We start from the raw sequence: 25588 nt of genomic DNA, 5'->3' as shown, positions 1-25588 counted from the left end.
CATTCGACACCGCGCATTGCTTTCTTTGAGAGAAAATTTAATTCTCAATACGCTCGATTCTGGCCCGATCTTCGCTTAGGATCTTGGGTGTTGCCGGGAGCCGCCCCGCGGTTTCGGCACCCTGAGGACAGCTCCGCCCGCGCAAGGGGCGGGGCGGCGTGTGGATCGGAGTCGTGGCGTATGCGTGTGATCCAACGCGTTCTGGGCAGCCGGTCGGAGGCTGATCTCGCGGAGCGCCTGCATCACCTCGAACATCACGGCGCGGTGGACATTCTGCGGGTTGCCAGCGCGGACGTCGCCCGGCGGCGCCTGCGGGCGACGACGGTGGCCGGCGAGGAGATCGCGCTCGCCCTGCCGCGGGATCAGGCCCTGTTCGACGGCGCCGTGCTCGTCCTTGAGGATCACCACGCTCTCGTCGCCCGCGTTGGCACCGAACGCTGGCTAAGGCTGGCGCCGGGAAACGCCGCCGACGCGCTCGAACTCGGCTACCATGCCGGCAACCTCCACTGGCGGGTCCGCTTCGAGGGCGCAGCGATCCTCGTCGCGCTGGAAGGGCCGGCGGAGGATTACCTCGTCCGTCTCGGCGCCCTGGTCGAGGAGGGGCGCGTCGCCCACTCCATCGACGCGGCGGCCGAAGGGGCCTGAGGCCTTGCTCGCCGCCCTCACCGCACTCCAGCAAGCCGACACGGCGTTCCCGAGCGGCAGCTTCGCTTTCTCCAACGGCCTCGAAGGCTTGGTCGCCGAGAACCCGGCCTTCGACGAGGCGGCGCTCGCCCGCACCGTCGCGGCGGCCTTGCGCTTCCGCTGGGCCGAGACCGACCGGGTCGCGCTGATCCTGGCACACCGCGCCGGCAGCGCAATCGACCGTCTCGCGGCGATCGACGCGGCGGTCGAGGCGGCCTCACTGGCCGAGCCGATGCGGGTCGGCAGCCGCCGCAACGGCGCCTCGCTGCTGGCCTCGCATGCCCGCCTCGGCACGCAGGGCGCCGCCGAGCTGCGCGCGGCCGTCAGGGCGGGCCGGCTGCTCGGACATCTTCCCACCGTACAGGGCGCCCTATGGCCGGCCCTCGGCCTCGACGCACGCACGGCTGCGTCCGTCTCCGGCTACCTCTTCGCCAGCGGGCTGACCTCGGCCGCGGTGCGGCTCGGCGCCATCGGGGCGATCGAGGCGCAGCGGGTTTTAGGCGGCGCGCTGCCGCTGATCGCCGAACTGCTGGAGCAGCCCGTGCCCGATCCGGAGGGCGCCATCGAACTCACCGGCTTCACCCCCCTGATCGAGATCGCCGCCATGCGCCAAGCCCAGGCCGAACTCCGCCTGTTCGCGAATTGAAGGAGCCGAGCCGATGCTGCTGACGCCGACCGAGCTCGAACGGCTCACGATCTTCACCGCCGCCGAACTCGCCCGCAAGCGGCGGGCGCGGGGGCTCAAGCTCAACTATCCGGAAGCGGTGGCGATCATCACCGACGAGATCCTGGAGGGCGCCCGCGACGGGCGCAGTGTCGCCGATCTCATCGGCTGGGGCTCGACCATCCTGACCACCGGCGACGTGATGCCGGGCGTCGCCTCCATGATGCCGATCCTGCAGGTCGAGTGCGTCTTCCCCGACGGCACCAAGCTCGTCACCGTGCACGAGCCGATCCGTGCTGCCGAAGGGGCGGAGCCCGATACGCTGGAGCCCGGCGCGATCCTGCCGGCCGACGGCGAGATCGAACTCGGCGCCGGTCGCCCGCGGGTGAGCCTCGATGTCGTCAATACCGGCGACCGGCCGGTACAGATCGGCTCGCACTACCACTTCTTCGAGGTCAACCGGGCGCTCGATTTCGACCGCGCCAAGGCGCTCGGCTTCCGCCTCGACATCCCGGCGGGCACGGCGGTGCGGTTCGAGCCCGGCCAGCGCAAGAGCGTGACCCTGGTGGGATTCGGCGGCGCGAAAGAACTCACCGGCCTCAACAACCTGACGCAAGGCAAGCTCGACACCGACGCCGCCCGCGCCGACGCGCTGGCGCGCGCCAAGGCCCGCGGCTTCAAGGGCGCCTGAGGGAGACTGAGGACACATGGTCACGATCCCAAGGCGCGATTACGCCGCCCTCTACGGCCCCACCACCGGCGACGGCGTGCGGCTCGCCGACACCTCCCTCGTCGCGGTGGTCGAGCACGACCACGCGGTCTACGGCGACGAATGCCTGCATGGCGGCGGCAAGACGCTGCGCGACGGCATCGGCATGGCGCCGGGCGTCACGGCGGCGCAAGGGGCGCTCGATTTCCTGCTCTGCAACGTGCTCGTGATCGATGCGGTGCTGGGCATCGTGAAGGGCGATCTCGGCATCAAGGACGGGCGCATCGTCGGCCTCGGCAAAGCCGGCAACCCGGCGATCATGGACGGCGTCGATCCGCGCCTGATCGTGTCGGCCGGCACCACGGTGCGCGACTGCGAGGGGCTGATCGCGACGCCCGGCGCCATCGACGTGCACGTGCATTTCGATTCCGCGGGCCTCCCCGACCACGCCATCGCGTCGGGCATCACCACCCTGCTCGGCGGCTCGCTCGGGCCGATCACGGTCGGCATCGATTCCGGCGGGCCGTTCAACACCGGCAAGATGCTCCAGGCGGCGGAAGCCTGGCCCGTCAATTTCGGGTTTCTGGGCCGCGGCAACACCCACAAGCCCGCGGCCCTCAAGGAGCAACTCGAGACCGGCGTGCTCGGCCTGAAGATCCACGAGGATTGGGGGGCGATGCCGGCGGCGATCGATGCCTGCCTCGGCTTTGCCGACGAATACGACTTCCAGGTTCAGCTCCACACCGACACGCTCAACGAGTCGGGCTTCGTGGAGGATACGCTCGCGGCGATCGGCGGTCGCACGATCCATATGTACCACACGGAAGGTGCGGGTGGCGGTCACGCGCCGGACATCATCCGCGTGGCGGGGCTCCCCCACTGCCTGCCCTCCTCGACGAACCCGACCAATCCCTACACGGTCAACACGTTCGACGAGCACCTCGACATGACGATGGTGTGCCATCACCTCAACCCGGCTTTGCCCGAGGACGTGGCGTTTGCCGAGAGCCGCATCCGCGCGCAGACCATCGCCGCGGAAGACGTGCTGCACGATATCGGCGCGATCTCGATGCTCGGCTCCGACAGCCAGGGCATGGGCCGCATCCACGAGGTGATCTGCCGGACATGGCAGCTCGCCTCCAAGATGAAGGACCAGCGCGGGCGCCTACCAGAGGAGCGGCCGGGCTTCGGCGACAACGCCCGGATCAAGCGCTACATCGCCAAATACACGATCAACGCCGCGCGCACCTTCGGCATCCAGGAGCATATCGGCTCGCTGGAGCCCGGCAAGATGGCCGACATCGTGATCTGGCGCCCGGCCTTCTTCGGCATCAAGCCGGAACTCGTCATCAAGGGCGGCTTCATCGCCTGGGGCGCCATGGGCGATTCCGCGGCCTCGCTGATGACCTGCGAGCCGATGCTGATGCGCCCGCAATGGGGCGCGTTCGGGCTCGCCAAGCAAGGCCTGTCCGCCTGCTTCGTCCACCCGCTCGCCATTGAGGGCGGGCTTCGCGAAAGCCTGGGCCTGCGAAAGAACCTGCTGCCGGCCCGCGGCACCCGCACACTGACCAAGGCCGACATGCTCTGGAACGACGCCTGCCCGGAGATCCGGGTCGATCCGCAGACCTTCGAGGTCTTCGTCGACGGGGAACTCGCCACCTGCGAGCCCGCGACCGTCCTGCCGCTCGCCCAACGCTACATGCTGCGATGACCGTGTCCGCTCTCCCCTCCCCTGCCCTGCCCGAACCCGTCACCGCCGCCCGCATCGGCATCGGCGGCCCCGTCGGCTCCGGCAAGACCGCGCTGATCGAGCGGCTGATCCCGGCGCTTCAGGCCCGCGGCGTCGATCTCGCCGTCGTCACCAACGACCTCGTCACCAAGGAGGATGCCGAGCGTCTGCGCCGCTCCGGGCTGATCGACCCGGCGCGAGTCGAGGCGGTGGAGGCCGGGGCCTGCCCGCATACCGTCATCCGCGAGGACCCGACCCTCAACATCGCCGCGGGCGACGATCTGGAGGCGAAGTTTCCGGGGCTCCAGCTCCTGATCTTCGAATCCGGCGGCGACAACCTCGCCTCGACCTTCTCCCTCGATCTGGTCGATTGGTGGATCTTCGTGATCGACGTGGCGGGCGGCGACGACATCCCGCGCAAACGCGGCCCCGGCGTACTGCGCTGCGATCTCCTCGTCATCAACAAGACCGATCTCGCGCCTCATGTCGGCGTCGATCTGCCCGGCATGCTGGCGGAGGCCGCGCGTGTGCGAGGCACGAAACCGGTGGCCGCCACCAATGCCCGTTCCGGCGAGGGCGTCGCGGCGGTGGCCGACGCGATCTGCCGCGCCGTGCTGTTCGCGCCCTGATGGCCCTGTCGCTGGACGACCTTCCCGAGAAACCCGCCCCGGCCGAGGCCCCCTCCGCTCCGGTCGGACGCCGGGTGCAGGCCTCCCTCGTCTTCGCCCGCGGCGGGGGCACCACCGTGCTGTCGCGGCAGGTCGTGCCCTACCCGTTCCACATCACCCGCGCCTTCCGGATGCATCCGGAGAGCCCCGATCTCGCGACGCTCTACCTCCAATCGGCCTCGGGCGGGCTCTACGCAGCCGACCACCTCACCCTCGCGATCGAGGCCCGGCCCGGCGCACGGGCCCATGTCACGACCCAGGCCGGTACGGTCGTGCATCGCGGCGGCCCCGAACCCTCGCGCCAGGAGACGCGGCTCACCATCGCCGCGGATGCCTTCCTTGCGCTCTATCCCGATCCGCTCATCCTGTTTCCGGGGGGGCATCTCGCCGTCTCCACCGAGATCACCGCCGAGCCCGGCGCCCGTGCCATCGTCACCGAAAGCGTCGCCTGTCACGACCCCGCGGGCGAAGGCCGTCCGTTCGATCGGCTCGACCTCGGCCTGACGATCCGTACCCCCGAAGGGCGCCCCCTGGTGCGGGAGCGCAGCCGCATCGACGGGCTGGCGTTCACCGCGCCGGACTCGCCGATGGGGCCGCACCGCGCCTATGGCACGATGGTCGTGCTCGGCGCGCCCGACGACGCGCGCCTAGCCGGCCTTCACCTGAGGCAGGCAGCGGACGCGGCGGGCTGCCTGACCGGTGTGAGCCCGCTGCCCAACGGCGCGGGACTGGGCCTGCGCCTGCTCGCCCCGGACGGCGGCGCGCTGTCGGCGGGCATGGATGCGGTGTTCCGGATCGTATTCGAGGCCTTGAGCGGGTGCGCACCCGGCCGGCGCCGGAAGTAGAGATCGCTCCGAAACGACCAACCGGACGGCACATCGCGAGAAATATGGGCACGCCGCCCAGTAATTCCTCTTGATACACATCGGTTTCCTGAGAAGAAATACGCACGGGGGCATCGGCCACGTCTGGCGGCCACATGGCCGTCATTCGGACCGATTGGCTGGCTGACGTTCGAAGGATTTCGAAGAGACATGCGCTCGCGTGACCGAAACGACGCCCATTTCCATCTCCGCCGCCGGCTTCTCCTCGGCCTTGCCGCCTCGCCGCTGCTGAGTGCCCTGCCCGGACGTGCCCTTGCGCAGGCGGGCGCGGGCGCGCTGGCCGTCACCGACAAGGAGGTGACCGTCGGCATCCTGCACTCGATCAGCGGCACCATGGCGATGTCCGAGACCGGGGCGACCCAGGGCGAGAGGCTTGCCATCGAACAGATCAACGCGGGCGGCGGCATCCTCGGCCGCCAAGTCAAGGTGATCCAGGAGGACGGCGCCTCCGACTGGCCGACCTTTGCCGAGAAGGCGCGGAAGCTCGTCGTCAACGACCATTGTGCGGCCGTGTTCGGCTGCGTGACCTCGGCCTCGCGCAAGGCCGTGTTGCCGGTCTTCGAGCAGTATAACGGCCTCCTGTACTATCCGACCTATTACGAGGGTCTGGAGCAGTCCAAGAACGTGATCTATACTGGTCAGGAGGCGACCCAGCAGACGCTCGTCGCCCTCGACTGGGTGACGAAGGAGAAGGGCGCCAAGACCTTCTTCATGGTCGGCTCGGACTACATCTGGCCGCGCACCACCAACAAGATCGCCACCAAGCATATCGCCAACGTGACCAAGGGCACCATCGTCGGCGAGGAATACTTCCCGCTCGGCCACACCCAGTTCAACTCGGTCATCAACAAGATCAAGCTCAAGAAGCCGGACGTCATCTTCGCCACGGTCGTCGGCGGCTCGAACGTCGCCTTCTACAAGCAGCTCAAGGCAGCGGGCATCGACCTCAAGAAGCAGACGCTGGTCACTGTCTCCGTCACCGAGGACGATGTCGATGGCATCGGCGGCGAGAACATCGCCGACGCCTATTCCTGCATGAAGTACTTCCAGTCGCTCAAGACTCCCGCCAACGAGGCCTTCGTCGCCGCCTTCAAGAAGCGCTGGGGCGACAAGACCGTCATCGGCGACATCACTCAGGCGGCTTATCTCAGCCCCTTCCTCTGGAAAGCGGCGGTCGAGAAGGCCGGCACCTTCGAGGTCGACAAGGTGATTGCCGCCTCGCCCGGCCTCGAGCTGAAGGACGCGCCGGAAGGCTCCGTGAAGATCCACGAGAACCATCACCTCTGGGCCAAGACCCGCGTCGCCCGCGCCCGGCCGGACGGGCAGTTCGACGTGGTCTATGAGAGCCCGGAGCTGATCCAGCCCGATCCCTTCCCGAAAGGGTATCAGTAGGCGGCTCGGGCGGGGTCAGAGGTAGCTCAGACCCCGCCACCGGCTGCGCCGCTTCAGCCGCACCATCCAGCGGCAGGCCGGGTAGAGGACAAGGGCGAGCGCCGCCGCGATCAGCCAGATCTGCCAGGGCGCGCCGATCTCGACCCGGCCCGAGGGCCCGGCAAGCCCGAGGGCGGCGAGGCCGTCATGGATCCCGCGCAACACCCATAGGTGCAGCAGGTAGAAGAACAGCGGCGCTCCGCCGAAGGTCGCGAGCCAGCGCAAACGGTGCTCCGGCAGGCGCTCAAACTCGACGAGCAGCAGCAGACCGGGACCGAGGGTCGCGAGCAGGAAGTCGGCCGAGGGCGGGTACTTGGTGAGGTTGACGAAGGACAGGGCCTCTGCGCCCCAATCCTTGCCCGCCTGCCACGGATGCGGATCACCGTAGCCGTTGAGGCCGCGCAGGATCAGGAAGGCGACGAGGCTCGCGAGCCCGAGGGCGACGAGGCTTCGGCGGCGCGTGGCCGGATCGACGCCCGCGCCGTAGAGCGGCCCCAGCGCGTAGCCCGCCGCAATCACACCGATCCAAGGCAGCACCGGATAGGAGGTGCGTGCCACGCCCCAGGGCAGCGGGATCAGCCCACGCTGATGCAGCACGGCCCACAGGGCGTAGCCCGGCTGATCGGGCGCGAGCACGAGGCCGTCGAGCGCGTTGTGCCCGAGCATGATCGCCAGGCCTACACCGATCAGTGCCGGCCGCGGAAGCCAGAGCAGGGCGGCAAGCGCCATCATGCTGAGCCCGATCGCCCAGATCACCTGCAGGTAGAGGACCGGTGGCAGCAGGGCACGGGTCCAGGCGAGGTTCACCAGGGTCACTTCGAGGGCGACCAGGAACAGCCCGCGCTTCAACAGGAAGGCGGAAGTCGCGGTCCGGCTGCCGTGCTTCTGCCCGTAGAGGCTCGCCGAGAGCCCGGTCAGGAGCAGGAAGACCGGGGCGCAAAAATGCGAAGCGGCCCGCGTCAGGAACAGGCCGGGCGGGGTCGCCGCGAGGTTCACCGGGTCGCTCACCTGGGCGTGCAGGTAGAAGAATTCCCGCGCGTGATCGACCAGCATCAGCAGCATCACGAGCCCGCGCAGGGCATCGATGGCGCCGATGCGAGCGCGCGGCGCGGCCCCCGCGGCGATGGGCGCCGGTGCGGACGCGTCCGTGGCCGCCCCTGGGCGGACCCTCATCAGAACCGCACCGTCATCGTTCCGGTGAAGCGCCGGGGTGCGCCGGGATAGACCCGGAAGCGGTTGAGGGAACTCTCGTAATACTCGGTGTCGAACACGTTCTCGATGTTCAGCCCGAAGCGGAAGTTCTCGTAGCGGTAATAGGCCAGCGCATCGACGGCGATATAGGCCGGCAGGGAGAAGCTGTTGACCGCATCGGCCGCCCGCTCGCCGACGCCGCGCACGCCACCGCCGAGCCCGAGCCCCTTCCACGGGCCGGCCTGCACCTCGTGGACGGCGAGCAGGCTGCCGGAATGGCGCGGCACGTTGATGAGCGGCGTGCCGGCCGGCAGGGTCGGATCTTCCGTGACCACGGCCTCCGCGTAGACATAGCCCGCCAGCAGCTTGATCTCCGGCGTGATCTGGCCGGCGGCGGTCAGCTCGAAGCCCTGGCTGCGCACCCCGCCGACCGCTACCGAGAAGCCGCTGGCGTTGGCGTCCGGCGTCAGCACGTTCTCCCGGTCGATCCGGAAGGCGGTGCCGGTGAGCGCCAGCGCCCCGCCATAGAGGTCGAGCTTGGCCCCGATCTCGTAGCCGATGCCGGTCTCCGGCGCGAACGGCCCGGAGGCGGCGACGGCGGCGGCATCGGGACCGATATTAGGGCGGAAACTCGTGCCGACATTGGCGTAGAGCGCGAGTTCGGGCAGCGGCTGGTAGACGAGGCCGGCCCGCGGGGTTGCCGCGAAATAGGTCTGATCGACCTGGGAGCGCGGGATACGCTCGCGGAACGACTGTTCGAAGAAGTCGAAGCGCACGCCGAGCAGCGCCTTCCATTCGGGCGTGAGGACGATCTGGTCCTGCGCGTAGAGGGCGGTGTTGGTGATCCGCTCGAGATTGTTGCGCGGGATGCTGATCGGCGGCAGCGGCTGGCCGTAGCGCGGATCATAGATGTCGATCGCGTAGGGGCTCGTGCGGAAGTTCGAGCGCAGATAGAGCACGCGGCTGTCGGTGCTCTCGCGCTCGAAGCCCAGCAGCAAAGTGTGGCCGATGCCGGCGGTGTCGAAGCGCCCGACAACCTCCGCTTGGCCGATCGCCGTGTCCCAGCGGTAATCGCGCACATTGCGGTCGCGCGAGACGGTGCGGTTGTCGGCGGCGATGGCGCGGATCTCGGCGGATTCGCCCTCCAGTGTGCCGGTGTTGAAGTGGGTGGCGAGCCGCATCTGCCAATCGGCGTTGAAGCGGTGATCGACCCGCACCTGCATCGTGTTGTTGGTCTGATAGGTGCTCTGGCCCGGCTCGCCGAGGAAGCGCGAGATCGGCAGCAGGCCGAGCCGCCCGTTCAGGGCGATGACGCCGCGATCGAAGATGATGCGGTTGCGCAGGAACTCCGTCTCGACGGTGATGCGCGTATCCGGCGTGATCTGCCAACTCAGGACGGGCGCCACGAGCAGCCGGTCGCTGTCCACGAAATCGCGGAAGCTGCCCTGGCGGCCGGCGGCGAGGTTGAAGCGGTAGGCGAGCGTACCCTCGTCGTTCAGCGCGCCGCCGGTATCGACCGTGCCGCGGAACTGCCCGAACGAGTCCCACAACCCGCCCATCTCGACGAAGCGCTCGACGGTCGGCTGCTTGGTGATGATGTTGACGAGTCCGCCCGGATCGCTGCGCCCGAACAGGCCGCCGCCGGGGCCCTTGAGCACCTCGACGCGCTCGACATTCTGGGCGTCGGGCGGGGGCGGCGTGCCGCGGTTGAGCGGAAAGCCGTTCTTGTAGATCTCGGAGGTGGTGACGCCGCGGATGGCGTAGCTGAACACCGAGAGGCCGCCGAAATTGTTCTGCTGCGCCACGCCCGGCGTGTAGTTGAAGACGCGATCGACGCGGGTGGCGGCGAGATCCGTGATGACCTCGCGCGGGGCGACCGTGACGATCTGGGGCACGTCGCGCTGGGGCGTGTCGGTCTTCGTGCTGCTCACCGCGCGGTCGGCGCGGTAGCCCGGCGTCGGCCCGATCAAGCCGATCGTGCCGGCCGCCGCCGTCCGGCCCTCCGGCGCACCGTTGCCGACGCCCTGGCTGCGGCTTTCGCCCTCGACCGCCAGTTCCTCCAGGGTGACCGCTTCCTGAGCCCGCGCCTCCGGGCCGTGCAGGCCGGCGCAGAGCAGCGCGGCGAGCATCCAATGCGGGCGCCGGGCAGGATCCTCGCGCCGCTTGTCGGCCTGAGCCGGCCGCAGGGCGTCGATGGCGTTCAGGCTCGTCCGAACTGTCACAAGGTCGCTCTGGCTGTTCGGGTGCGGGCCCGAGCGGGTGCCCCGCCGGGAGCGCAGGAAAACGCTCTCGCCGATCAGGCACGCCGCCGGAGCACCCCGCTCGGGGGACATCGTCACGCCAAGGCAGGTCTCCTGGCTCACGGGTCAGCGCCCCCGTCTCGGCCTTCCCGGTGCAGGGCACCAGTGACCTTCGACGACGGAGGCTCGCCGCTCACAGTTGCGGGGGCAGCTTCGGCGTCACCCGGACGGGCTTACCGAATTCCCTCTTAGCCCACGGACCTGCATCCGGGGGAACCTTGGCCGTCGCAACTTCGCTGCGATGCGGCGCAGGGTCAACCGACCGACCCATGAAATGTAACAACATCACACAACCTGTGGCCCGCGGGGCACAATGGCCGGGCGGCAAGCCCTGGGGCGGATGCGCTTTCCGCAATGGCCGAGCGCCAGGGCGGTAAGGAAGAGGCCGGCCCGCGCCGCCTCGTGGCGCGGCGGGACCGTCGAGAATCCGCATCGAACGATTTTCGAAGGATGGGACCGAGCTTTAGGCAAGATTAACCAAGATCCCGTTCAATGACGAAGGCTTAAGGTTGATCCTTCCCTAATCGGCGAAGCCATCTCGTTTGTCATTCTGGCACAGATATGCCGGGGATGACGACGGGAGGCCGTGTGGGATCCGCGTTGTCGAGTACCGCCTGCAATGGACATCGCCGAGCTCGTCCAGAGTCGCTCCGCCCGGCCCGTCAGCCGCCGTCGGCGCCGCCCGCCTGTCGCGGCGCTCGCGCTGACCGCCCTCGGGGGTCTCGCGGTCGCCGGGATGCTGCAACCGCAGGATCCTGCCGCGCCTGCCCCGGTGGAAACCGCGCAGGTCTCGGGCGAAGCCGAAGGGGCGCAGACCGTGCAGGCCGCACCCGCTGCACTGGCCTGGCTGCTCGACCCCACCCCCGTGCTCGACACTGCGTCCCGTGGCTTCGTCCCGCGGGCCGTGCAGGTGTCCGCCTTCCAGGCGCCGCCCGTGGCGGAGGCTTCCAAGCCGCAGCCGTCGAAATCAGAGCCAGTCGCGACCCTGGCCGCCCTCCCCACGGATCAGACCGCCGAGGTCGCCCCCGCGATCACGCCGCGCCCGGCTGCACCGACGGCCCGCCTCGCCCTCACGGTGCCGCTGCCGGTGCGGCGGCCCGACGAATTCCGCTACGAGCCGCGCACGCAGACCGCCCGGGCGGCGACGCCTCGGATCGCCACGGCCTCCACGGCGCGTGCCTCCGCCGAGCCGACCCGCAGCGTGTTCAGCGCCGCCGTCACCGACAACCGCAACTTCCTCGAGAAGATGTTCGACCTGCCGGGTTCGGCACCCGCGCCGTCCTCGGACAAGGCGATGGCCTATGCCGGGCTCGACAGCGGGGCGGTCGATTCGGCCGCGCGGCGGCGCGCCGTGCCGGGCCCGGTCTCCGAGCCGGGGGTCGCCGTCTACGACATCAGCGCCGCCACCGTGACGCTGCCGGGCGGCGAGGTGCTGGAGGCGCATTCCGGCCTCGGCGTCGCCCAGGACAACCCCGACCACGTCCATATCCGGATGCGCGGCGCCACCCCGCCCGGCGTTTACGACCTGCGGGAGCGCGAGGCCCTGTTCCACGGGGTGCGGGCAATCCGCCTCAACCCGGTCGGCGGCTCGGCCGCCATCCACGGGCGCGACGGCATCCTCGCCCACACCTACATGCTGGGCCCGAGCGGCGCCTCGAACGGCTGCGTCGTGTTCCGGAACTACACCCGCTTCCTCCAGGCCTATCTGAGCGGTCAGGTCCGGCGCTTGGTCGTGGTGCCCGGCACCGCCCCCGGCATCTTCGCCAGCCGGCGCAACGCCACCCCGCGCCGCTCGGCCTCCGCCGATTAACGGGTTTCCAAAGGGATCATTCCTTTGGCGGGGTATCGGGGCGGCGCCCCGATCTCTTTCCAGGGCTCTGCCCTGGACCCGCGAAAGGACTCGTCCTTTCGAAACCTCTGACTTCGGGCTCGGTGAGCCCGTCAGCCCTTGGCGATGGGCTTGAGCTTTAGCTGGTCGATGGCCCAGCGCCACGTCCCGTCCGATTGCCGGCGGGCCGACTCGACCGAGAGTCCGCCGTTCGGCAGCCGCGCGAAGGTGAGCGCGAGGTCGCCGTTGCGGATCGCCGGCAGGGTCTCGGGTTCGGGGAAGTCCGACTTGCGCGCGAGCAGATCCGTGTAGAAGCGGCGGATCTCGTCGTGGCCGGTCGCCACGATATCGCCCGCGGCCACCACGGCCTGCGGCTCGTACAGGGCGACCAGCCCCTCCGCATCGCCGGCATTGGCCCGTTCGTTGAAGAGCCGGGCCAGATCCTCCGGCTCGTGTGCCACGTCCCGCTGCGTCTCGCTCATCGCTCGTTCCTCCCTGTTTGTTTCGGGCCTGACTATTTCAGGCGGTTGCCCCCGCCGTCCCGCACCGCGACCGCCACCGGAACGCCGGCCTTGACGCTCTCGGACACGGTACAGAACTGCTCGAACTGAGCGAGCACCCGGTCGAGCCGGTCCATCGACGCGGCGGGCGCGCCGAGCGCGATATCGACCTCGATCCCGACGAGGCGCAGGCGGCCTTCCGCGTTGCGGGCCACGCGCCCGATCGCCTCGGCGCTCACGCCCCCGCCCTCCTGCCGGTACTTGCCGAGCGCGAAGGCGAGGCTCGCACACAGACAGTTGCTCACGGCCGCGATCAGCACCTGCTCCGGCGACGGACCGGTGCCGCCACCGATCGGCTCGGGCTCGTCCGTCAGCAGCGGAACGAAGCTCTCGCCGAAATCGATCCGGAAGGCATAGGCCTCGATCTGCCGGATCCGAATGCTGTGCTTGTCCGACATCGCGGCCTCCTCGCCTCCCTATCAACCCACCGCTGCGCGATCTCGTTCGAGCCCCGCGGTACGCCTTGACCTGCCATTCGTATCTGGTATACCAGATGCCAATGACGAGCCACCGGAAAGAGCGATCTCGATCCGGAAGGCCCGAGACCCGGGACGCCAAGGAGGCAACGCCTGCCATGACCGAACGCGGCATCCTCGACCGACACCGCATCTCACCGCTCACAGCGCGGCCTCAGGGCTAGCCGGCAGCGGAAGGGGGCAACGAATGGCCCAATCGCAGACCTTCGACACGTCCGGGCTCGTCGCGGCGATCGGCGACGCGGTGGTGATCTCCGATGCGGACGGACGGATCGTCATCTGGAATCCGGCCGCGGAGCGGATCTTCGGCTTCTCGGAAGCCGAGGCGCTCGGGCAGAGCCTCGACCTCATCACCCCGGAGCGTCACCGCCGACGGCACTGGGACGGCTACGCCAAGACGATGCGCACGGGTGAGACCCGCTACGGCACGTCGCTGCTCAAGGTTCCGGCCCTGCACAAGGATGGCCGGGCCCTGTCCATCGCCTTCACCGTCGCGCTGCTGCACGGCGCGGCGGGCGAGGTTACCGGCATCGCCGCGGTCATCCGCGACGAGACCGAGCGCTTTCAGGAAGAGCGCTCCCTGCGCCGCCGCGTGGCGGAGCTGGAAGAGGCTTTGGGCACCCTCGTCTGCGCCTGAGGCGAGGCACCCAAGCCATTCGGCAATATTACCGACCGTAATATTTTTCGATTTTCCAACAACGACGACCCACAACGAAGTCGAAATAGGGAGAAGACCGAGATGACCCAGCCGCTCGACGGGATCAAAATCATCGATTTCACCCACGTCCAGGCCGGCCCCGCCTGCACCCAGCTCCTCGCCTGGTTCGGAGCGGACGTGATCAAGGTCGAGCGTCCGGGCTCGGGCGACGTGACGCGCACCCAGCTTCGCCACGTCGAGGACGCGGATGCGCTCTACTTCACGATGCTTAACTCCAACAAGCGTTCGCTGACGCTGGACACCAAGAACCCGCAGGGCAAGGAAGTCCTGGAAAAGCTGATCCGCGAATCCGACGTGATGGTCGAGAATTTCGGCCCCGGCGCGCTCGATCGCATGGGCTTCACCTGGGCCCGCATCCAGGAGCTCAACCCGGGCATGATCCTCGCCTCGGTGAAGGGCTTCTCCGACGGACACCATTACGAGGATCTGAAGGTCTACGAGAACGTGGCCCAGTGCGCCGGCGGCGCCGCCTCGACCACCGGCTTCTGGGACGGCCCGCCCACCGTGTCGGCCGCCGCGCTCGGCGACTCGAACACCGGCATGCATCTCGCCATCGGCATCCTCACGGCACTGCACCAGAAGACCAAGACCGGCAAGGGCCAGAAGGTCGCCGTGTCGATGCAGGATTCGGTGATCAACCTCTGCCGGGTGAAGCTGCGCGACCAGCAGCGCCTCGACGCCATCGGCTACCTCGAAGAATACCCGCAATACCCGCACGGCGAGTTCTCGGACGTGGTGCCGCGCGGCGGCAATGCGGGCGGCGGCGGCCAGCCGGGCTGGGTGCTCAAGTGCAAGGGCTGGCAGACGGACCCGAACGCCTACATCTACTTCACGATCCAGGGCCATGCCTGGGCCCCGATCTGCAAGGCGCTCGGCCGTGAGGAATGGATCGACGATCCGGCCTACAACACGCCCCGCGCCCGCCAGGACAAGATCTTCGAGATCTTCGCGATCATCGAGGATTGGCTGGCCGACAAGACCAAGTTCGAGGCCGTCGATATCCTGCGCAAGTTCGACATCCCGTGCTCGCCGGTGCTGTCGATGAAGGAGATCGCCGACGATCCGTCGCTGCGCGCCAGCGGCACCATCGTCGAGGTGCCGCACCCCAAGCTCGGCTCGTATCTGACCGTCGGTTCGCCGATCAAGTTCTCGGACCTGAAGGTCGACATCAAGGCTTCGCCGCTTCTGGGCGAGCACACCGACGAGGTCCTCGCGGGCCTCGGCTACTCGCCCGAGCAGATCGCCGCGATGCACGAGTCGCGCGCGGTCTGAGGGGAAGCGGCAGCGCGGGTCGCCGCGCTGCCCGCACAGGATGGCCAATCCGTTTCGGCCATGATCCTCCCGGGACGGGGCATCGCCCCGGGAGCGCATGACCGGGCATGACGCCCGGGTTTCTTCCTCCTCCGATGACTTTCCCGGGCCGACTCCGTCGGTCCGGTTTTTCGTTGTCCGGCTTGCGTCGCCTAAACGAAGAAGTCGCCGAGGAAGAAGTCCACGGCTTGGCTCACCACGTCCGGATTGTAGGCGTGCGGGCCGTCGTACTCGACGTAAGTCAGGTCGTAGCCCGCCGCCCGAAGCAGCCGGGCGTGGTTGCGGGCGCTCCGGTCGATCGGGATCTGTTCGTCGCGGGTGCCGTGCGAGAGGAAGACCTTCGGCGCACCCGCCTGCACCTGCACGGATAGGAATCCGGCCGACGACACGATCAGGTGGCTGACCCGGTCGCCGTTGGTGAGGCCGAGGGACAGCGCGTAGCTGCCGCCGTCCGAGTGCCCTGCGAAGGCGAGATGGCCCGGATCGATCAGGAAGCGGTCGGCGACCTCGGCGAGCGCCCGGTCGAGCCGCTCCCGGTCCGGCCCGTTGCCGGCAATCACGAGATCCCAGGTCGGGTGCAGCGATTGCGGCGCGAGCAGCAGGAAGCCGCGCTTGTCCGCATGGGCCTCCAGCATCGGCAGGATCTTTTCGGCGCTGCCGCCGCCACCGTGGAACAGCACGACCAGCGGCGTCGGCAGCCGCGGATCGACGTGCTCGGGCACGCGGATCATCGCGTCGCGGGTCTCGAACAGGCCCAGCGCGTGGCGGCCCGGCGGCAGCGGCGGCTTGCCGGGCAACCGCGGCAGGAAGGCGAGCCGGCCGGCCAGCCGAGGATCGAGGGCAACCGTCGGATCGAAGGCGGAAGAGGACATGGAAGATTCCTTTGATGGAACCCGACCCGAAGCCCCTCATGCCGAGGTGCCCGCGAGAGCGGGCCTCGAAGCACGCCTGAACCGATCGCCCGGGCGCCCTTGGCCGGGACGCCTCGGGCCCTCGTCCGTGCGTGCTTCGACGCTCCGCACCTCAGCATGAGGAAGGCGGGTGATTGCCGGAGCCGTGGCACCGATCAGCAGCCCCGGCCGTGAACCGACGAAAAGACCGCGGCGCCTTTCGGCACCGCGGTCCGGCTCATTTCCGACGAAGTGGACGCCGGTTCGGCGAAAGAAAGCGCGTCAAAACAAAGATCTAGAGACGCCGGCCTGATGCAATCAGGTCGGATACGGCTCTAGGACGGCCTCAGGCCCCCTTCTTCTTCAGGGTGCTCTGCGGGTTGAGGCTACCGATATTGCCGCTCTCGCTGCCGGCGGTCGGGTCGATCTCCGCATTGATGAGGGTCGGCTTGCCCGAATCCATCGCCGCGTCCACGGCCCGCTTCAGCTCGTCCGGCGTGGTGACGTTCACGCCGACGCCGCCGAAGGCTTCCATCATCTTGTCGTAGCGGGAATTCTTGACGAAGACGGTGGTGCCGGGATCGCGGCCGGTCGGGTCGGTGTCGGTGCCGCGATAGATGCCGTTGTTGTTGAAGATCACGATGCAGACCGGCAGTTCGTAGCGGCAGATGGTTTCCACCTCCATGCCGGAGAAGCCGAAGGCCGAGTCGCCCTCCACCGCCAGCACCGGCTTGCCGGTCTCGACAGCCGCCGCGACCGCAAAGCCCATGCCGATGCCCATCACGCCCCAGGTGCCGACGTCCAGGCGCTTACGCGGCTGGTACATGTCGATGATGCCGCGGGCGAGATCGAGGGTGTTGGCGCCCTCGTTGACGAGGATCGCGTCGGGCCGCTCCTTGATCACGGTCCGCAGCGCGCCGAGCGCCGAGTGGAAGTCCATCGGCGCGGTGTTCTTCATCAGCTTCGGGGCCATCTTGGCGATGTTCGCCTCGCGCTTGCTCCGCAGCGTCTCGAGCCAGCCGGCGGGGGCGCCCTTCCAATCCTGACGGATGCCGGCGAGCAGCGCCTCGACGCAGGAGCCGATGTCGCCGACCATGGGGGCTGCGATCTCGACGTTCGAGTCCATCTCGCGCGGCTCGATGTCGATCTGGATGAAGCGCTTCGAGCCGGGCTCGCCCCAGGTCTTGCCCTTGCCGTGGGAGAGCAGCCAGTTCAGGCGCGCGCCGATCAGTACCACCACGTCGGAATCCTTGAGCGCGGTGGAGCGCGCCGCGCCGGCCGAGAGCGGGTGGGTGTCGGGCAGGAGGCCCTTGGCCATGCTCATCGGCACGTAGGGGATGCCGCTCTCCTCGACGAGCGCGCGCACGGCCTCGTCGGCCTGGGCGTAGGCTGCACCCTTGCCGAGGATGATGAGCGGACGCTCGGCCGATTTCAGCAGGTCCAGCGCCCGTGCGACGGAGGCCGGAGCGGGAAGCTGGGCCGGGGCCGCGTCGATCACCTTCACCAGCGACTTCGCGCCGAGCGCGCCGTCGATGACCTGCGAGAACAGCTTGGCGGGCAGATCGAGGTAGACGCCGCCGGGCCGGCCGGAGACCGCCGCGCGGATGGCGCGTGCCACGCCGATGCCGATATCGGCGGCGTGCAGCACGCGGAACGCGGCCTTGCACAGCGGCTTAGCGATGGCGAGCTGGTCCATCTCCTCGTAGTCGCCCTGCTGGAGATCGACGATCTCGCGCTCGGAGGAGCCGGAGATCAGGATCATCGGGAAACAGTTGGTGGTGGCGTTGGCAAGCGCGGTCAGGCCGTTGAGGAAGCCCGGCGCGGAAACGGTGAGGCAGATGCCCGGCTTCTTGGTGAGGAAGCCGGCGATCGCGGCGGCGTTGCCCGCGTTCTGCTCGTGGCGGAAGGAGATGACGCGCAGGCCCTCGGCCTGGGCGAGCCGGCCGAGATCGGTGATCGGGATGCCGGGCACGTTGTAGATCGTCTCGATGCCGTTGAGCTTGAGCGCGTCGATGACGAGGTGGAAGCCGTCCGTCAGGGCGGGCTCCTCATGGGGCACGGCGCCCGCGGTGATCGCGTCGATGTTCTGGGCCTGGACGGTCATGCGGCGTTCTCCCTTGTGGTGCGGATGCTCTTGTCCGGCGCGAGGCCCGATGGCGTCGGGCCGGGCTCGTTTCGCGCCTGCTGCTGCGCCGCACGCGGCGTGCGGACCGGTCTCGGGCGGCCGGTCTTGTTGCGACACAACTGGCATACCAAATACCAATAGGCCGGTCAAACGAAACGCATGGCTTTGCACCCGCACGCGGGAAGCGCCGGGGGAGCGGTCGAAACAGGGGAGGCAAGGCGCCGTGCGATCGAGGGTTTTCGGCCTGACGCGTGGGGAGGTGGACCTCCCGGCGGCCATGATCGCCGAACGGAGGCCGACGGCCGATATCTCGTCAGCGGCTTCTGATCACACGCAGCACGGTCTTGAAGCGCGCACCGGCCTCGCCGTGGGCCGGCCGCCGGAGTCGCGGCGGGCCGAAATCATCGGCCCGCCTGATACCGCGAAGCGGTTGAAGGCATCCTCGGCGAGGGCCGAGGCTATTCCCGATAGACTTTGCCGTCCGGGCTGATCGTGACGAGGCTTCCCCCTCGCGCGACCGCCAGGCTGACGGCCTTCGTCGGATTGAACTGCCAGTTCGGGGTGACGTCGTCGCCGAGCTTGGTCCAGATCTCGTTGGTGAACTTGTTGGTGACGGCGATGCGGCCGTCTCCAGCGGTCGCGAGGTCGCCGACGCTATGGCCGACCTCGGTCCATTTTCCGCTCTCCTCGATCCGGTAGACGTTGCTGTCCATCCCGATCGCCCAGTAGCCCTTCCGGCTCATCGGCACGACACGGCGTGCTGCGCCGGGCATGTAGCTCCAGGCCTCCACGTCGTCGTCAGCGTTCTTGACGTAGATGTTGTCCTCGATGTTCGTGATGACGACGGTCCCATCCTCCGAGGCGGAGATCGTCCGGCCGCCCCACCCGACCTGCTTCCAGGCGCTGCCGTTGTAGCGCAGGATGCTGCCATCGGTGGCCAGGCCGTAGATGCTGTTGGTCGTCACGACGGCCACGTCCGCCATCGGCTTCGGGGCGGGGATCTGCGCGGAAGTCTGGCCGCCCGTCAGCCGCCAGAGCGTCCCGGTCTGAGAGTTCACGACGACGGTCGTGCCGTCGCGACCGCGCGAGATGCGCTTCGAGAGCTCGCCGATCTGAGCCTTGATCGGCCCCTTCCCGATCGGCCCCGCGACGGGCGGGGCCATCCCGCCGATCGACACGATGATGCCGTTCGCGGGAACACCCGCCGCGTCGAGCAGGAAGGCCATGTAGTAGCCCGGAGGAGCGATGTTGGCGTTGTTCGGCATCACCACCGAAACGGTCCGGCCGGTCTGCGAGAAGGCCGCCGGGATGTAGCGCTGGCTGCTGTCGAAGCTGTGCGTCGTCGTCCCCAGGGCGACGAGGGCGACCCTGGAAATGGTGTCGTCACCCGCGAGCGAGGCCGTCAGCCGCGCGCCGTATTCGAAGGTCTTGGCATTGACGCTGGCGACGCGCGGACGCGGCGCGAGCACCTGCTGGCCCTTATCCGTCCTGAACAGGTAGGGCGGATAGTAGATCTCGGTGTTGAAGTTCGTGACCGGACCGGGAACGCCCCCGCCGGTCACCAGAACGGTGGCGTTGGGCAGGAGCACCGCCGCCGAGTGATAGCCGCGATAGGTCGCGGCACTCGCGCCCGTCTTCCAGCGGCCGGTGCGGGGATCCCAGAGTTCGGCCGGATAGACGGCATCGGCGCCCGCATCGTCGGCAAAGCGGGAGCCGCCGGTGACGGCGACGGTGCCGTCGGGGAGGACCGTCGAATTGGCCCATTGCCGCGGGTTGGCCATCGGCGCCACCTCGGTCAGGATGGGGGCCGCGCCGCGGATATCGATCACCGTCGCGGCCGCGCTCGAGGGCATCGCGTGGCCGTTCGTGGCCCCGTTGCCGCCCACCTGCAGGATCCGACCGACATCGAACATCGCCGCCGTCGATGTCGGGCCGGTATTCGGCCGGCGGACCGCATCGAAGCTGGTCTTGAAGTTGCCGAGCGTCCTGATGGCGCCGCGGCCGTTCGGATCGAGCGACCACATCTTGTCGGCGGAGATGCCGAAGACCCGGCCGTTCGGTGCGACCCACATCCGCGGATACCACCAGCGATTGAAGTCGGGGCCGAACGCGTCGCGGCTGGTCGCGCCGGGCAGCGCGCTCCAGCCCGCGCCGGGCGTGTAGACTTCCGGCGTCATCGAGACGTCGCCCTGGGCGATCGCCGTGGCAGGCCCGTTGAAGGCGTTCGTCACGTAGGGCGCGCCGCCGCCGGTGATGAGGATGCGGCCGTCCGTCAGGGTCAGCATCGAGGCGTACCAGCGGGGATACGCGAGTTGCGAGGCGACGGCGGTCGGCGTCGCGGTCTTCGGGTCGAACAGGGTGCTGGCCTGCGACGAGTAATTGTTGGTGAAGGCACTGCCGCCGGAGATCAGCATCGCACCCGTCTTGAGGAAGGCGGCGGCGCTGCAGAAGCTGTCGACGAACTGCGCGTTCGGCAGGGTGTAGTGCGCGGCGGGATCGTCGAGGCCGCGGGCCGGGTCCCACAGGTCGAAGGTGCGCCCGTCATGCGCGTCCTCCCCGAGGGCGGTGCCGTAGGTCATGACGGTGCCGGAGGGCATCAGCGTCGCGTGGATGCCGACCAACGGCCAGCCTCGCACCGGCGACCACATTCCCATCACGGATGCGTTGGGCGCGACCCGGAGGTTTTCCACCAGCGGATCCGGTTCGTTGCTGACCGCGACCTGCGCGAACGACGAACCGGACGCCACCATCAAGGCCAGGGCCGCCAGAAAGCGGCCGACACGGTGAGAAGTGAAGTCCGACACCCTGCGAATCTCCCGATCACGATCGGAGATTCCCTTCCCACGGCCACAGTAAATGAAACATAGGTTGAAACGGCAACTCGGTACTCTGCCGGCCTGGTTGCGCCGACTTGTGCACACCAACCAACGGCTTTGTTCAATCCCGCACGATGGTCAGTCTAGGTCTCGGCTCCGGCCGAAGGCCTGACTTGATGTCGTCGGCCGACGGGTCGGCGCGGGGAAGTTGATGAGGGCGCCCACCCCCTCGACACGAGCCGTCGAGGCGGTGGGCCATCGTTCGCGACCCTCAGGCCAGCTTCACGGCGCGGGCCTCCGCCGCGTCGGCGATCTCGGCCTCCGCCGCGAGGTAGCGCCGCCGCATCGGCTTCAGCACGAAGACCGCCAGTGCCGCAGCCAGGATGTTCAGCACGATGATGAGGCCGAACACCGCCGACCAGCCGTAGGACGCCGACAGCACGCTGGCGAAGGGGACGAGGAAGGCGGCCGTCCCCTTGGCCGTATAGAGGAGGCCGGCATTGCTGGCGGCGTATTTCGAGCCGAAGGTGTCGCCGCAGGTCGCTGGGAACAGCGAGTAGATCTCCCCGAACACGCCGAAATACATCGCCGTGCACAGGACGAAGACGACCGGGTTACGCCCGTAGCCGAGGAGCAGGATGCAGGCCGTCGCGGCGATCACGAAGGCGATGAACATCGTGTTCTCGCGGCCGATATTGTCGGACACCCAACCGAAGAACGGCCGGCCGAACCCGTCGAAGATACGATCGAGCGAGATCGCCAGGGTGAGCGCGGCCATCTGCAGGCCGAACAGGTTCATCGTCACGTCGGCGACTTTGAAGTCGTGCGCGATCGGCGCGATCTGCGCCGCCGCCATCAGGCCGCCGGAGGCGACCATCACGAACATCGCGTACATCGTCCAGAAGACGGGGGTGCGCACCGCCTCCTTCGGGCTGCGGTCGATCTTGGTCTGGGGCAGGCGCAGGTTCTTGCGCCGGATCGGCACGGCGAAGGACGGCTTGCGCAGCAGGAAGGACAGCAGGACGACGACCAATCCCTGGCCGAGCCCGAAGACGAGGAAGGCCTTCTGGTAGCCGCTCGCGGCGATCATGTGGGCGATCGGGACCACGGTGATCGCCGCGCCCGCGCCGAAGCCCGCCGCCGTCGCACCCGCCGCCAGACCGCGGCGGTCCGGGAACCATTTCAGGGCGTTGCCGACGCAGGTGCCGTAGACCGAGCCGGCGCCGATGCCGCCGATCACCGCCGCGGCGTAGAGCAGAGAGAGCGAGTTGGCGTAGGCGTTCAAGGTCCAGGATAGGGCGATCATGACGCCGCCGAAGCCGACCACGACGCTCGGCCCGTAGCGATCGACGAACCATGTCTCGATCGGAACGAGCCAGGTTTCCGTGGCGACGAAGATCGTGAAGGCGAACTGGATCGCCGTGCGCCCCCATTGGTGCTGCGCATCGATCGGATCGACGAAGAGCGTCCAGCCGTACTGAAGGTTGGCGATCATGGCCATGCAGAGCACGCCGAAGGCGAGCTGCCACCACTTGGCGGACGGCGCATCCGAAGGCGCCTGGAGTGACCCGTGTTGCTCTACCGGTTGGTGTACCATCCGGTTCTCTCCCTGAACGTGTCGTATGCTCCCCTGGCGCCGCATCAAGCACAATGATGCAAGGCATACAATATACCAGAGCAGCAAAGTCCGGCGGTGCACTGCGGCAACCCGGCACACCGGGGCCACTATGTCGGCGGGAGCCCTTCAGGGACTGCGCGGCGTCGGGACGGGAAAACGCATCGGCGCGCACCGGGCGTCTGGGCCCGGCACGCGCCGACATTCTTTGAAAGGCCGGGCGGCGGCCCGGCCCGTGCGCGGCCTCAGTGGGCGGAAACCGTCCCCGGCTTGGCCTCCAAGACGGCGGCCTCCCGGGTGTAGGCCTGCCGCATCGGCTTGAGGACGAAGATCGCCATCAGCGCCGCGAGGATGTTGAGCGCGGCGGCCGCCAGGAACACCGCGTGCCAGCTCCCCGTCATCGTCGTGAGGATGCTGGTATAGGGCACGATCAGCGCCGCCGTGCCCTTGGCCGTGTAGAGCAGGCCGGCATTGGTAGCAGCGTATTTCGAGCCGAAGGTGTCGCCGCAGGTCGCCGGGAACAGCGAGTAGATCTCGCCCCAGGCGAAGAACACCAGACCGGTCAGGATCACGAACAGGATCGGGTCCTGGCCGAACTGGCTCAACATGTAGATGCCCACGCCCTCGATGCCGAAGGAAAGGAACATCGTGTTCTCACGGCCGATATGGTCCGAGATCCAGCCGAAGAGGGGGCGCGTCACGCCGTTGAGCACCCGGTCGATCGTAGCGGCGAAGGTCAGCGCCGGCAGGGTGATGCCCAGCAGGCTCACCGGCACGTCGGCGATATGGAAGTCCTTGGCGATGGGGCCGAGCTGGGCAGTGGCCATCAGGCCGCCGGCCGCCATCATCACGAACATCGCGTACATCACCCAGAAGATCGGGGTGCGCACCATCTCGCCGGGCGTGAAGTCGCGCCGGCTCTGGCTGACGCGGGCGATCTCGGGCACCTGACCCTTCTTCGGGGCGACGAGGAACAGGGCGATCAGCATCACGATCAGACCCTGGCCGATCCCGAACCAGAAGAAGGCGGCCTCATAGCCGTAATGGTGGATCACCGCCTGGATCGGCACGACCGTGAGAGCCGAGCCCGCGCCGAAGCCCATGGCGGTGAGGCCGGCGGCCAGACCGCGCCGGTCGGGGAACCACTTCAGCGAGTTGCCGACGCAGGTGCCGTAGACCGCGCCCGCACCGGTGCCGCCGACGGCCGCCCCGACATAGAGCAGCCAGAGCGTGTCGGCGTAGGCGTTGATCACCCAGGCCAGCCCGCACAACAGGCCGCCGACGAGGGTGACGGCCCGCGGGCCGTACTTGTCGACGAACCAGCCCTCGATCGGCACCAGCCAAGTCTCGGTGAGGACGAACAGGGTGAAGGCGACTTGGATCGCGGCGCGGTCCCAGCCGTGCCGCTCCTGCATCGGGTTGACGAAGAACGTCCAGCCGTACTGCATGTTGGCGATCATGCACATGCAGACGATGCCGAACAGCAATTGCAGCCATCGGTTCGTCGGTGGTCGAACGTGTGTTGTCGTGGGTTCGGTCATGGACGTATCTCCAGTGTACGCTCGATTTTTCCGAGCTTTTTGGCCGCTCAATTTCGCGATTATTTTTTGAATATGACTTTAAGTATTCTCTGACGCGGAATGACCGCGTGAGCCGACAACGACGTTCGTCCGGTCAAGTCTTGGAGGTGCCTCCGACTCGAACCCGTCGGATCGGCCGATCCGGCCCTTTACTTCGCTGCGCATTGTTTTGACGAAACGGCTACCCCCTCGTCGGACTGCGCTCTCAAAGCCGGAAGGCATCGTCGCTTCGCTCCGCCGGGGCCCAGGGATCACCCTGCGAGAACGACGGCTAGGCTTTCGTGCGGCCCTGAATCAGGGGGCAGGACATGCCTCGGATCATGCCGAACCAAGTTAACGGAGGACGGCTAAACGGCTCGATTTTGCCAATCCCGCCCGGTCGCCGGCACCATAATTCAAAACGCAGGATTGACAATAGGTATGCTGTATACCAGCCTGCATTCCAAGGCGGCCCCGTCCGAGAGGCATGCCGATGGAGGAGCGCCGTGTTTGGAACGATGCGCCGTGAGCCGGATGCCGGTGGCGTCCGCACCATTCACCGGGATCGATCCGTGGCCGAGGCGGCGCAGCTCCTCGCCGAGCCGGGAACGGGCGCGCTCGTCGTCGTCGAGGGCGATGCCGACGCGACGGTGACGGGCCTGCTCACCCAGCGCGACATCTTCCGTGCGGTGGCGACCGAAGGCCCCGAGATCTACAGCCGCAGCGTCTGGCTCATCACCGATCACGACTTTCCCGCGGTCGATGTCGGCGCCTCGGCGCAGGAGCGGCTGAAGACCTTCTGCGAGCGCAAGGTCGATCACATCGCCCTGATGGAATCCTGCCGCATCAGCGCGATCCTGAGCATCTGGGACTGCGCGGGCCAAGGGGTCGGGCAAGGGGCGGGGCAAGGGGTTGGCCAGGATATGGGCCAAGCACGGGCGACGAACCCGCCGGCATTGCCGCATACGTGAAGGCGCACGGCTCCCATTGAGCGCAAATGGAGCGACGGGCACGACGCATCCCGTCACGGATTCATGCCTGCCGGGAGCAGGCACCGTTCACCGAGCGTTGTGCGAGAACGATCCGGAACAGGTCGGAAGACGAGTCCGAGAAAAGGCGTCCGCCATGGAAAACCCGATGAAACATCTGACCGTCGTCGAATGCCCGATCGTCTTCCCGGGCGAGAACGAATTCGGTGCGTCGAGCATCGACATGTTGCCCCGTCTTGGCATCGCCGGCGGGCTGGAGAGCCGCCACATCCGCGTTCTCGATGAGCGCATCATCGCGGTGTGCATCTGGCGCAGCTCGTTCTGCGCCAAGCTGTTCTTCGACCCGGCATGGCACGAGCGGGCGACGACGCTGTGGGGCGAGGCCTACCAGATCCGGTTCGAGGCGATCGAGAACGCCTCCGCCGCCTGATCGAAACCGGG

At 68.2% G+C, this 25588-nt stretch carries 21 protein-coding genes and 1 riboswitch; of the genes, 12 read left to right on the top strand and 9 right to left on the bottom strand.

The genetic code is table 11. From position 1 onward, the window contains the following. Window positions 1–180 precede the first annotated feature (180 nt). From ureE to urtA, 7 genes are all read left to right on the top strand, one after another. Entirely contained in the window at window positions 181–645 is a 465-nt protein-coding gene (gene ureE, locus ASF53_RS09490; RefSeq protein ID WP_056197328.1) for an urease accessory protein UreE, read from the top strand. Window positions 646–649: 4 nt separating this feature from the next. Further along, window positions 650–1330 carry an urease accessory protein UreF gene (locus ASF53_RS09485; RefSeq protein ID WP_056197326.1) on the top strand — a complete coding sequence of 227 codons (681 nt, stop codon included), beginning with the start codon at window positions 650–652 and terminating at the stop codon, window positions 1328–1330. A gap of 13 nt (window positions 1331–1343) precedes the next feature. Then, complete coding sequence (locus tag ASF53_RS09480) at window positions 1344–2039, top strand: urease subunit beta (protein WP_056197324.1); 696 nt, start codon at window positions 1344–1346, stop codon at window positions 2037–2039. Between the two features lie 16 nt (window positions 2040–2055). Continuing rightward, on the top strand, window positions 2056–3768 hold the full coding sequence (ureC, locus tag ASF53_RS09475) for an urease subunit alpha (RefSeq protein ID WP_056197322.1): 1713 nt from the start codon (window positions 2056–2058) through the stop codon (window positions 3766–3768). Beyond that, entirely contained in the window at window positions 3765–4415 is a 651-nt protein-coding gene (gene ureG / locus ASF53_RS09470) for an urease accessory protein UreG (protein ID WP_056197321.1), read from the top strand. The genes ureC and ureG overlap by 4 nt, the downstream gene beginning before the upstream one ends. After that, entirely contained in the window at window positions 4415–5299 is an 885-nt protein-coding gene (locus ASF53_RS09465) for an urease accessory protein UreD (RefSeq protein ID WP_056197319.1), read from the top strand. The genes ureG and ASF53_RS09465 overlap by 1 nt, the downstream gene beginning before the upstream one ends. Window positions 5300–5488: 189 nt before the next feature. Continuing rightward, the gene (gene urtA / locus ASF53_RS09460) at window positions 5489–6730 is read left to right on the top strand and encodes an urea ABC transporter substrate-binding protein (RefSeq protein ID WP_056197316.1); all 1242 of its coding nucleotides are present in this window, start codon (window positions 5489–5491) and stop codon (window positions 6728–6730) included. Window positions 6731–6745: 15 nt separating this feature from the next. Here urtA and ASF53_RS09455 read toward each other — a convergent pair whose 3' ends face one another. Next, a complete protein-coding gene (locus ASF53_RS09455; RefSeq protein ID WP_056197315.1) occupies window positions 6746–7942 on the bottom strand; it encodes an acetyltransferase domain-containing protein in 1197 nt (398 codons plus the stop codon). After that, window positions 7942–10182: a TonB-dependent siderophore receptor gene (locus ASF53_RS09450; RefSeq protein ID WP_056197365.1), complete on the bottom strand. Its 2241-nt coding sequence runs from the start codon at window positions 10180–10182 to the stop codon at window positions 7942–7944. Before ASF53_RS09450 ends, ASF53_RS09455 begins: the two co-directional genes overlap by 1 nt. A 104-nt stretch (window positions 10183–10286) precedes the next feature. Further along, window positions 10287–10496: riboswitch (cobalamin riboswitch) on the bottom strand. A gap of 383 nt (window positions 10497–10879) precedes the next feature. Between ASF53_RS09450 and ASF53_RS09445 the strand changes: the two genes are divergently transcribed. Then, window positions 10880–12070: a DUF2778 domain-containing protein gene (locus tag ASF53_RS09445; RefSeq protein WP_056197313.1), complete on the top strand. Its 1191-nt coding sequence runs from the start codon at window positions 10880–10882 to the stop codon at window positions 12068–12070. A gap of 131 nt (window positions 12071–12201) precedes the next feature. Here the strand turns inward: ASF53_RS09445 and ASF53_RS09440 are convergent, their stop codons facing one another. Both ASF53_RS09440 and ASF53_RS09435 read right to left on the bottom strand, forming a co-directional pair. Beyond that, window positions 12202–12570 carry a YybH family protein gene (locus ASF53_RS09440; protein ID WP_056197311.1) on the bottom strand — a complete coding sequence of 123 codons (369 nt, stop codon included), beginning with the start codon at window positions 12568–12570 and terminating at the stop codon, window positions 12202–12204. Window positions 12571–12602: 32 nt separating this feature from the next. After that, the gene (locus ASF53_RS09435) at window positions 12603–13046 is read right to left on the bottom strand and encodes an OsmC family protein (RefSeq protein WP_056197310.1); all 444 of its coding nucleotides are present in this window, start codon (window positions 13044–13046) and stop codon (window positions 12603–12605) included. Between the two features lie 265 nt (window positions 13047–13311). Here ASF53_RS09435 and ASF53_RS09430 point away from each other — a divergent pair, with 265 nt between their 5' ends. Together ASF53_RS09430 and frc are read left to right on the top strand one after the other, a co-directional pair. Then, window positions 13312–13761: a PAS domain-containing protein gene (locus ASF53_RS09430; protein WP_056197308.1), complete on the top strand. Its 450-nt coding sequence runs from the start codon at window positions 13312–13314 to the stop codon at window positions 13759–13761. 102 nt (window positions 13762–13863) lie between these two features. Then, window positions 13864–15114, top strand: a complete 1251-nt coding sequence (gene frc, locus ASF53_RS09425) for a formyl-CoA transferase (protein WP_056197305.1) — start codon at window positions 13864–13866, stop codon at window positions 15112–15114. Between the two features lie 191 nt (window positions 15115–15305). Here frc and ASF53_RS09420 read toward each other — a convergent pair whose 3' ends face one another. From ASF53_RS09420 to oxlT (ASF53_RS09400), 5 genes are all read right to left on the bottom strand, one after another. Then, on the bottom strand, window positions 15306–16025 hold the full coding sequence (locus tag ASF53_RS09420; RefSeq protein WP_056197304.1) for an alpha/beta hydrolase: 720 nt from the start codon (window positions 16023–16025) through the stop codon (window positions 15306–15308). Window positions 16026–16389: 364 nt separating this feature from the next. After that, on the bottom strand, window positions 16390–18147 hold the full coding sequence (gene oxc, locus ASF53_RS09415; RefSeq protein WP_056197303.1) for an oxalyl-CoA decarboxylase: 1758 nt from the start codon (window positions 18145–18147) through the stop codon (window positions 16390–16392). Window positions 18148–18626: 479 nt separating this feature from the next. Continuing rightward, a complete protein-coding gene (locus ASF53_RS09410; RefSeq protein WP_286134276.1) occupies window positions 18627–20972 on the bottom strand; it encodes a galactose oxidase-like domain-containing protein in 2346 nt (781 codons plus the stop codon). Between the two features lie 283 nt (window positions 20973–21255). Further along, the gene (oxlT, locus tag ASF53_RS09405) at window positions 21256–22581 is read right to left on the bottom strand and encodes an oxalate/formate MFS antiporter (protein WP_056197302.1); all 1326 of its coding nucleotides are present in this window, start codon (window positions 22579–22581) and stop codon (window positions 21256–21258) included. A gap of 263 nt (window positions 22582–22844) precedes the next feature. Beyond that, a complete protein-coding gene (gene oxlT, locus ASF53_RS09400) occupies window positions 22845–24140 on the bottom strand; it encodes an oxalate/formate MFS antiporter (RefSeq protein WP_056197301.1) in 1296 nt (431 codons plus the stop codon). Window positions 24141–24664: 524 nt separating this feature from the next. Between oxlT (ASF53_RS09400) and ASF53_RS09395 the strand changes: the two genes are divergently transcribed. Together ASF53_RS09395 and ASF53_RS09390 are read left to right on the top strand one after the other, a co-directional pair. Continuing rightward, the gene (locus ASF53_RS09395; RefSeq protein ID WP_056197300.1) at window positions 24665–25129 is read left to right on the top strand and encodes a CBS domain-containing protein; all 465 of its coding nucleotides are present in this window, start codon (window positions 24665–24667) and stop codon (window positions 25127–25129) included. Window positions 25130–25295: 166 nt separating this feature from the next. Next, entirely contained in the window at window positions 25296–25577 is a 282-nt protein-coding gene (locus ASF53_RS09390) for a hypothetical protein (RefSeq protein WP_056197361.1), read from the top strand. Window positions 25578–25588: the final 11 nt, after the last annotated feature.

This window comes from Methylobacterium sp. Leaf123 (assembly GCF_001423405.1).
GTDB lineage: Bacteria > Pseudomonadota > Alphaproteobacteria > Rhizobiales > Beijerinckiaceae > Methylobacterium.
The sequence above is the reverse complement of the archived record's forward strand: the minus strand, read 5'-3'. Positions and strand labels throughout refer to the sequence as shown.

What these genes read in the sequence shown, in the direction of transcription:
- ASF53_RS09430 (WP_056197308.1), top strand. Translation starts at nt 13,312, where the DNA reads ATGGCCCAATCGCAGACCTTCGACACGTCCGGGCTCGTCGCGGCGATC.
- oxc (WP_056197303.1), bottom strand. Translation starts at nt 18,147, where the DNA reads ATGACCGTCCAGGCCCAGAACATCGACGCGATCACCGCGGGCGCCGTG.
- urtA (WP_056197316.1), top strand. Translation starts at nt 5,489, where the DNA reads ATGCGCTCGCGTGACCGAAACGACGCCCATTTCCATCTCCGCCGCCGG.
- oxlT (WP_056197301.1), bottom strand. Translation starts at nt 24,140, where the DNA reads ATGACCGAACCCACGACAACACACGTTCGACCACCGACGAACCGATGG.
- ASF53_RS09435 (WP_056197310.1), bottom strand. Translation starts at nt 13,046, where the DNA reads ATGTCGGACAAGCACAGCATTCGGATCCGGCAGATCGAGGCCTATGCC.
- ureC (WP_056197322.1), top strand. Translation starts at nt 2,056, where the DNA reads ATGGTCACGATCCCAAGGCGCGATTACGCCGCCCTCTACGGCCCCACC.
- ASF53_RS09480 (WP_056197324.1), top strand. Translation starts at nt 1,344, where the DNA reads ATGCTGCTGACGCCGACCGAGCTCGAACGGCTCACGATCTTCACCGCC.
- ASF53_RS09445 (WP_056197313.1), top strand. Translation starts at nt 10,880, where the DNA reads ATGGACATCGCCGAGCTCGTCCAGAGTCGCTCCGCCCGGCCCGTCAGC.
- ASF53_RS09390 (WP_056197361.1), top strand. Translation starts at nt 25,296, where the DNA reads ATGAAACATCTGACCGTCGTCGAATGCCCGATCGTCTTCCCGGGCGAG.
- ureG (WP_056197321.1), top strand. Translation starts at nt 3,765, where the DNA reads ATGACCGTGTCCGCTCTCCCCTCCCCTGCCCTGCCCGAACCCGTCACC.
- ASF53_RS09465 (WP_056197319.1), top strand. Translation starts at nt 4,415, where the DNA reads ATGGCCCTGTCGCTGGACGACCTTCCCGAGAAACCCGCCCCGGCCGAG.
- oxlT (WP_056197302.1), bottom strand. Translation starts at nt 22,581, where the DNA reads ATGGTACACCAACCGGTAGAGCAACACGGGTCACTCCAGGCGCCTTCG.
- ureE (WP_056197328.1), top strand. Translation starts at nt 181, where the DNA reads ATGCGTGTGATCCAACGCGTTCTGGGCAGCCGGTCGGAGGCTGATCTC.
- frc (WP_056197305.1), top strand. Translation starts at nt 13,864, where the DNA reads ATGACCCAGCCGCTCGACGGGATCAAAATCATCGATTTCACCCACGTC.
- ASF53_RS09440 (WP_056197311.1), bottom strand. Translation starts at nt 12,570, where the DNA reads ATGAGCGAGACGCAGCGGGACGTGGCACACGAGCCGGAGGATCTGGCC.
- ASF53_RS09420 (WP_056197304.1), bottom strand. Translation starts at nt 16,025, where the DNA reads ATGTCCTCTTCCGCCTTCGATCCGACGGTTGCCCTCGATCCTCGGCTG.
- ASF53_RS09455 (WP_056197315.1), bottom strand. Translation starts at nt 7,942, where the DNA reads ATGAGGGTCCGCCCAGGGGCGGCCACGGACGCGTCCGCACCGGCGCCC.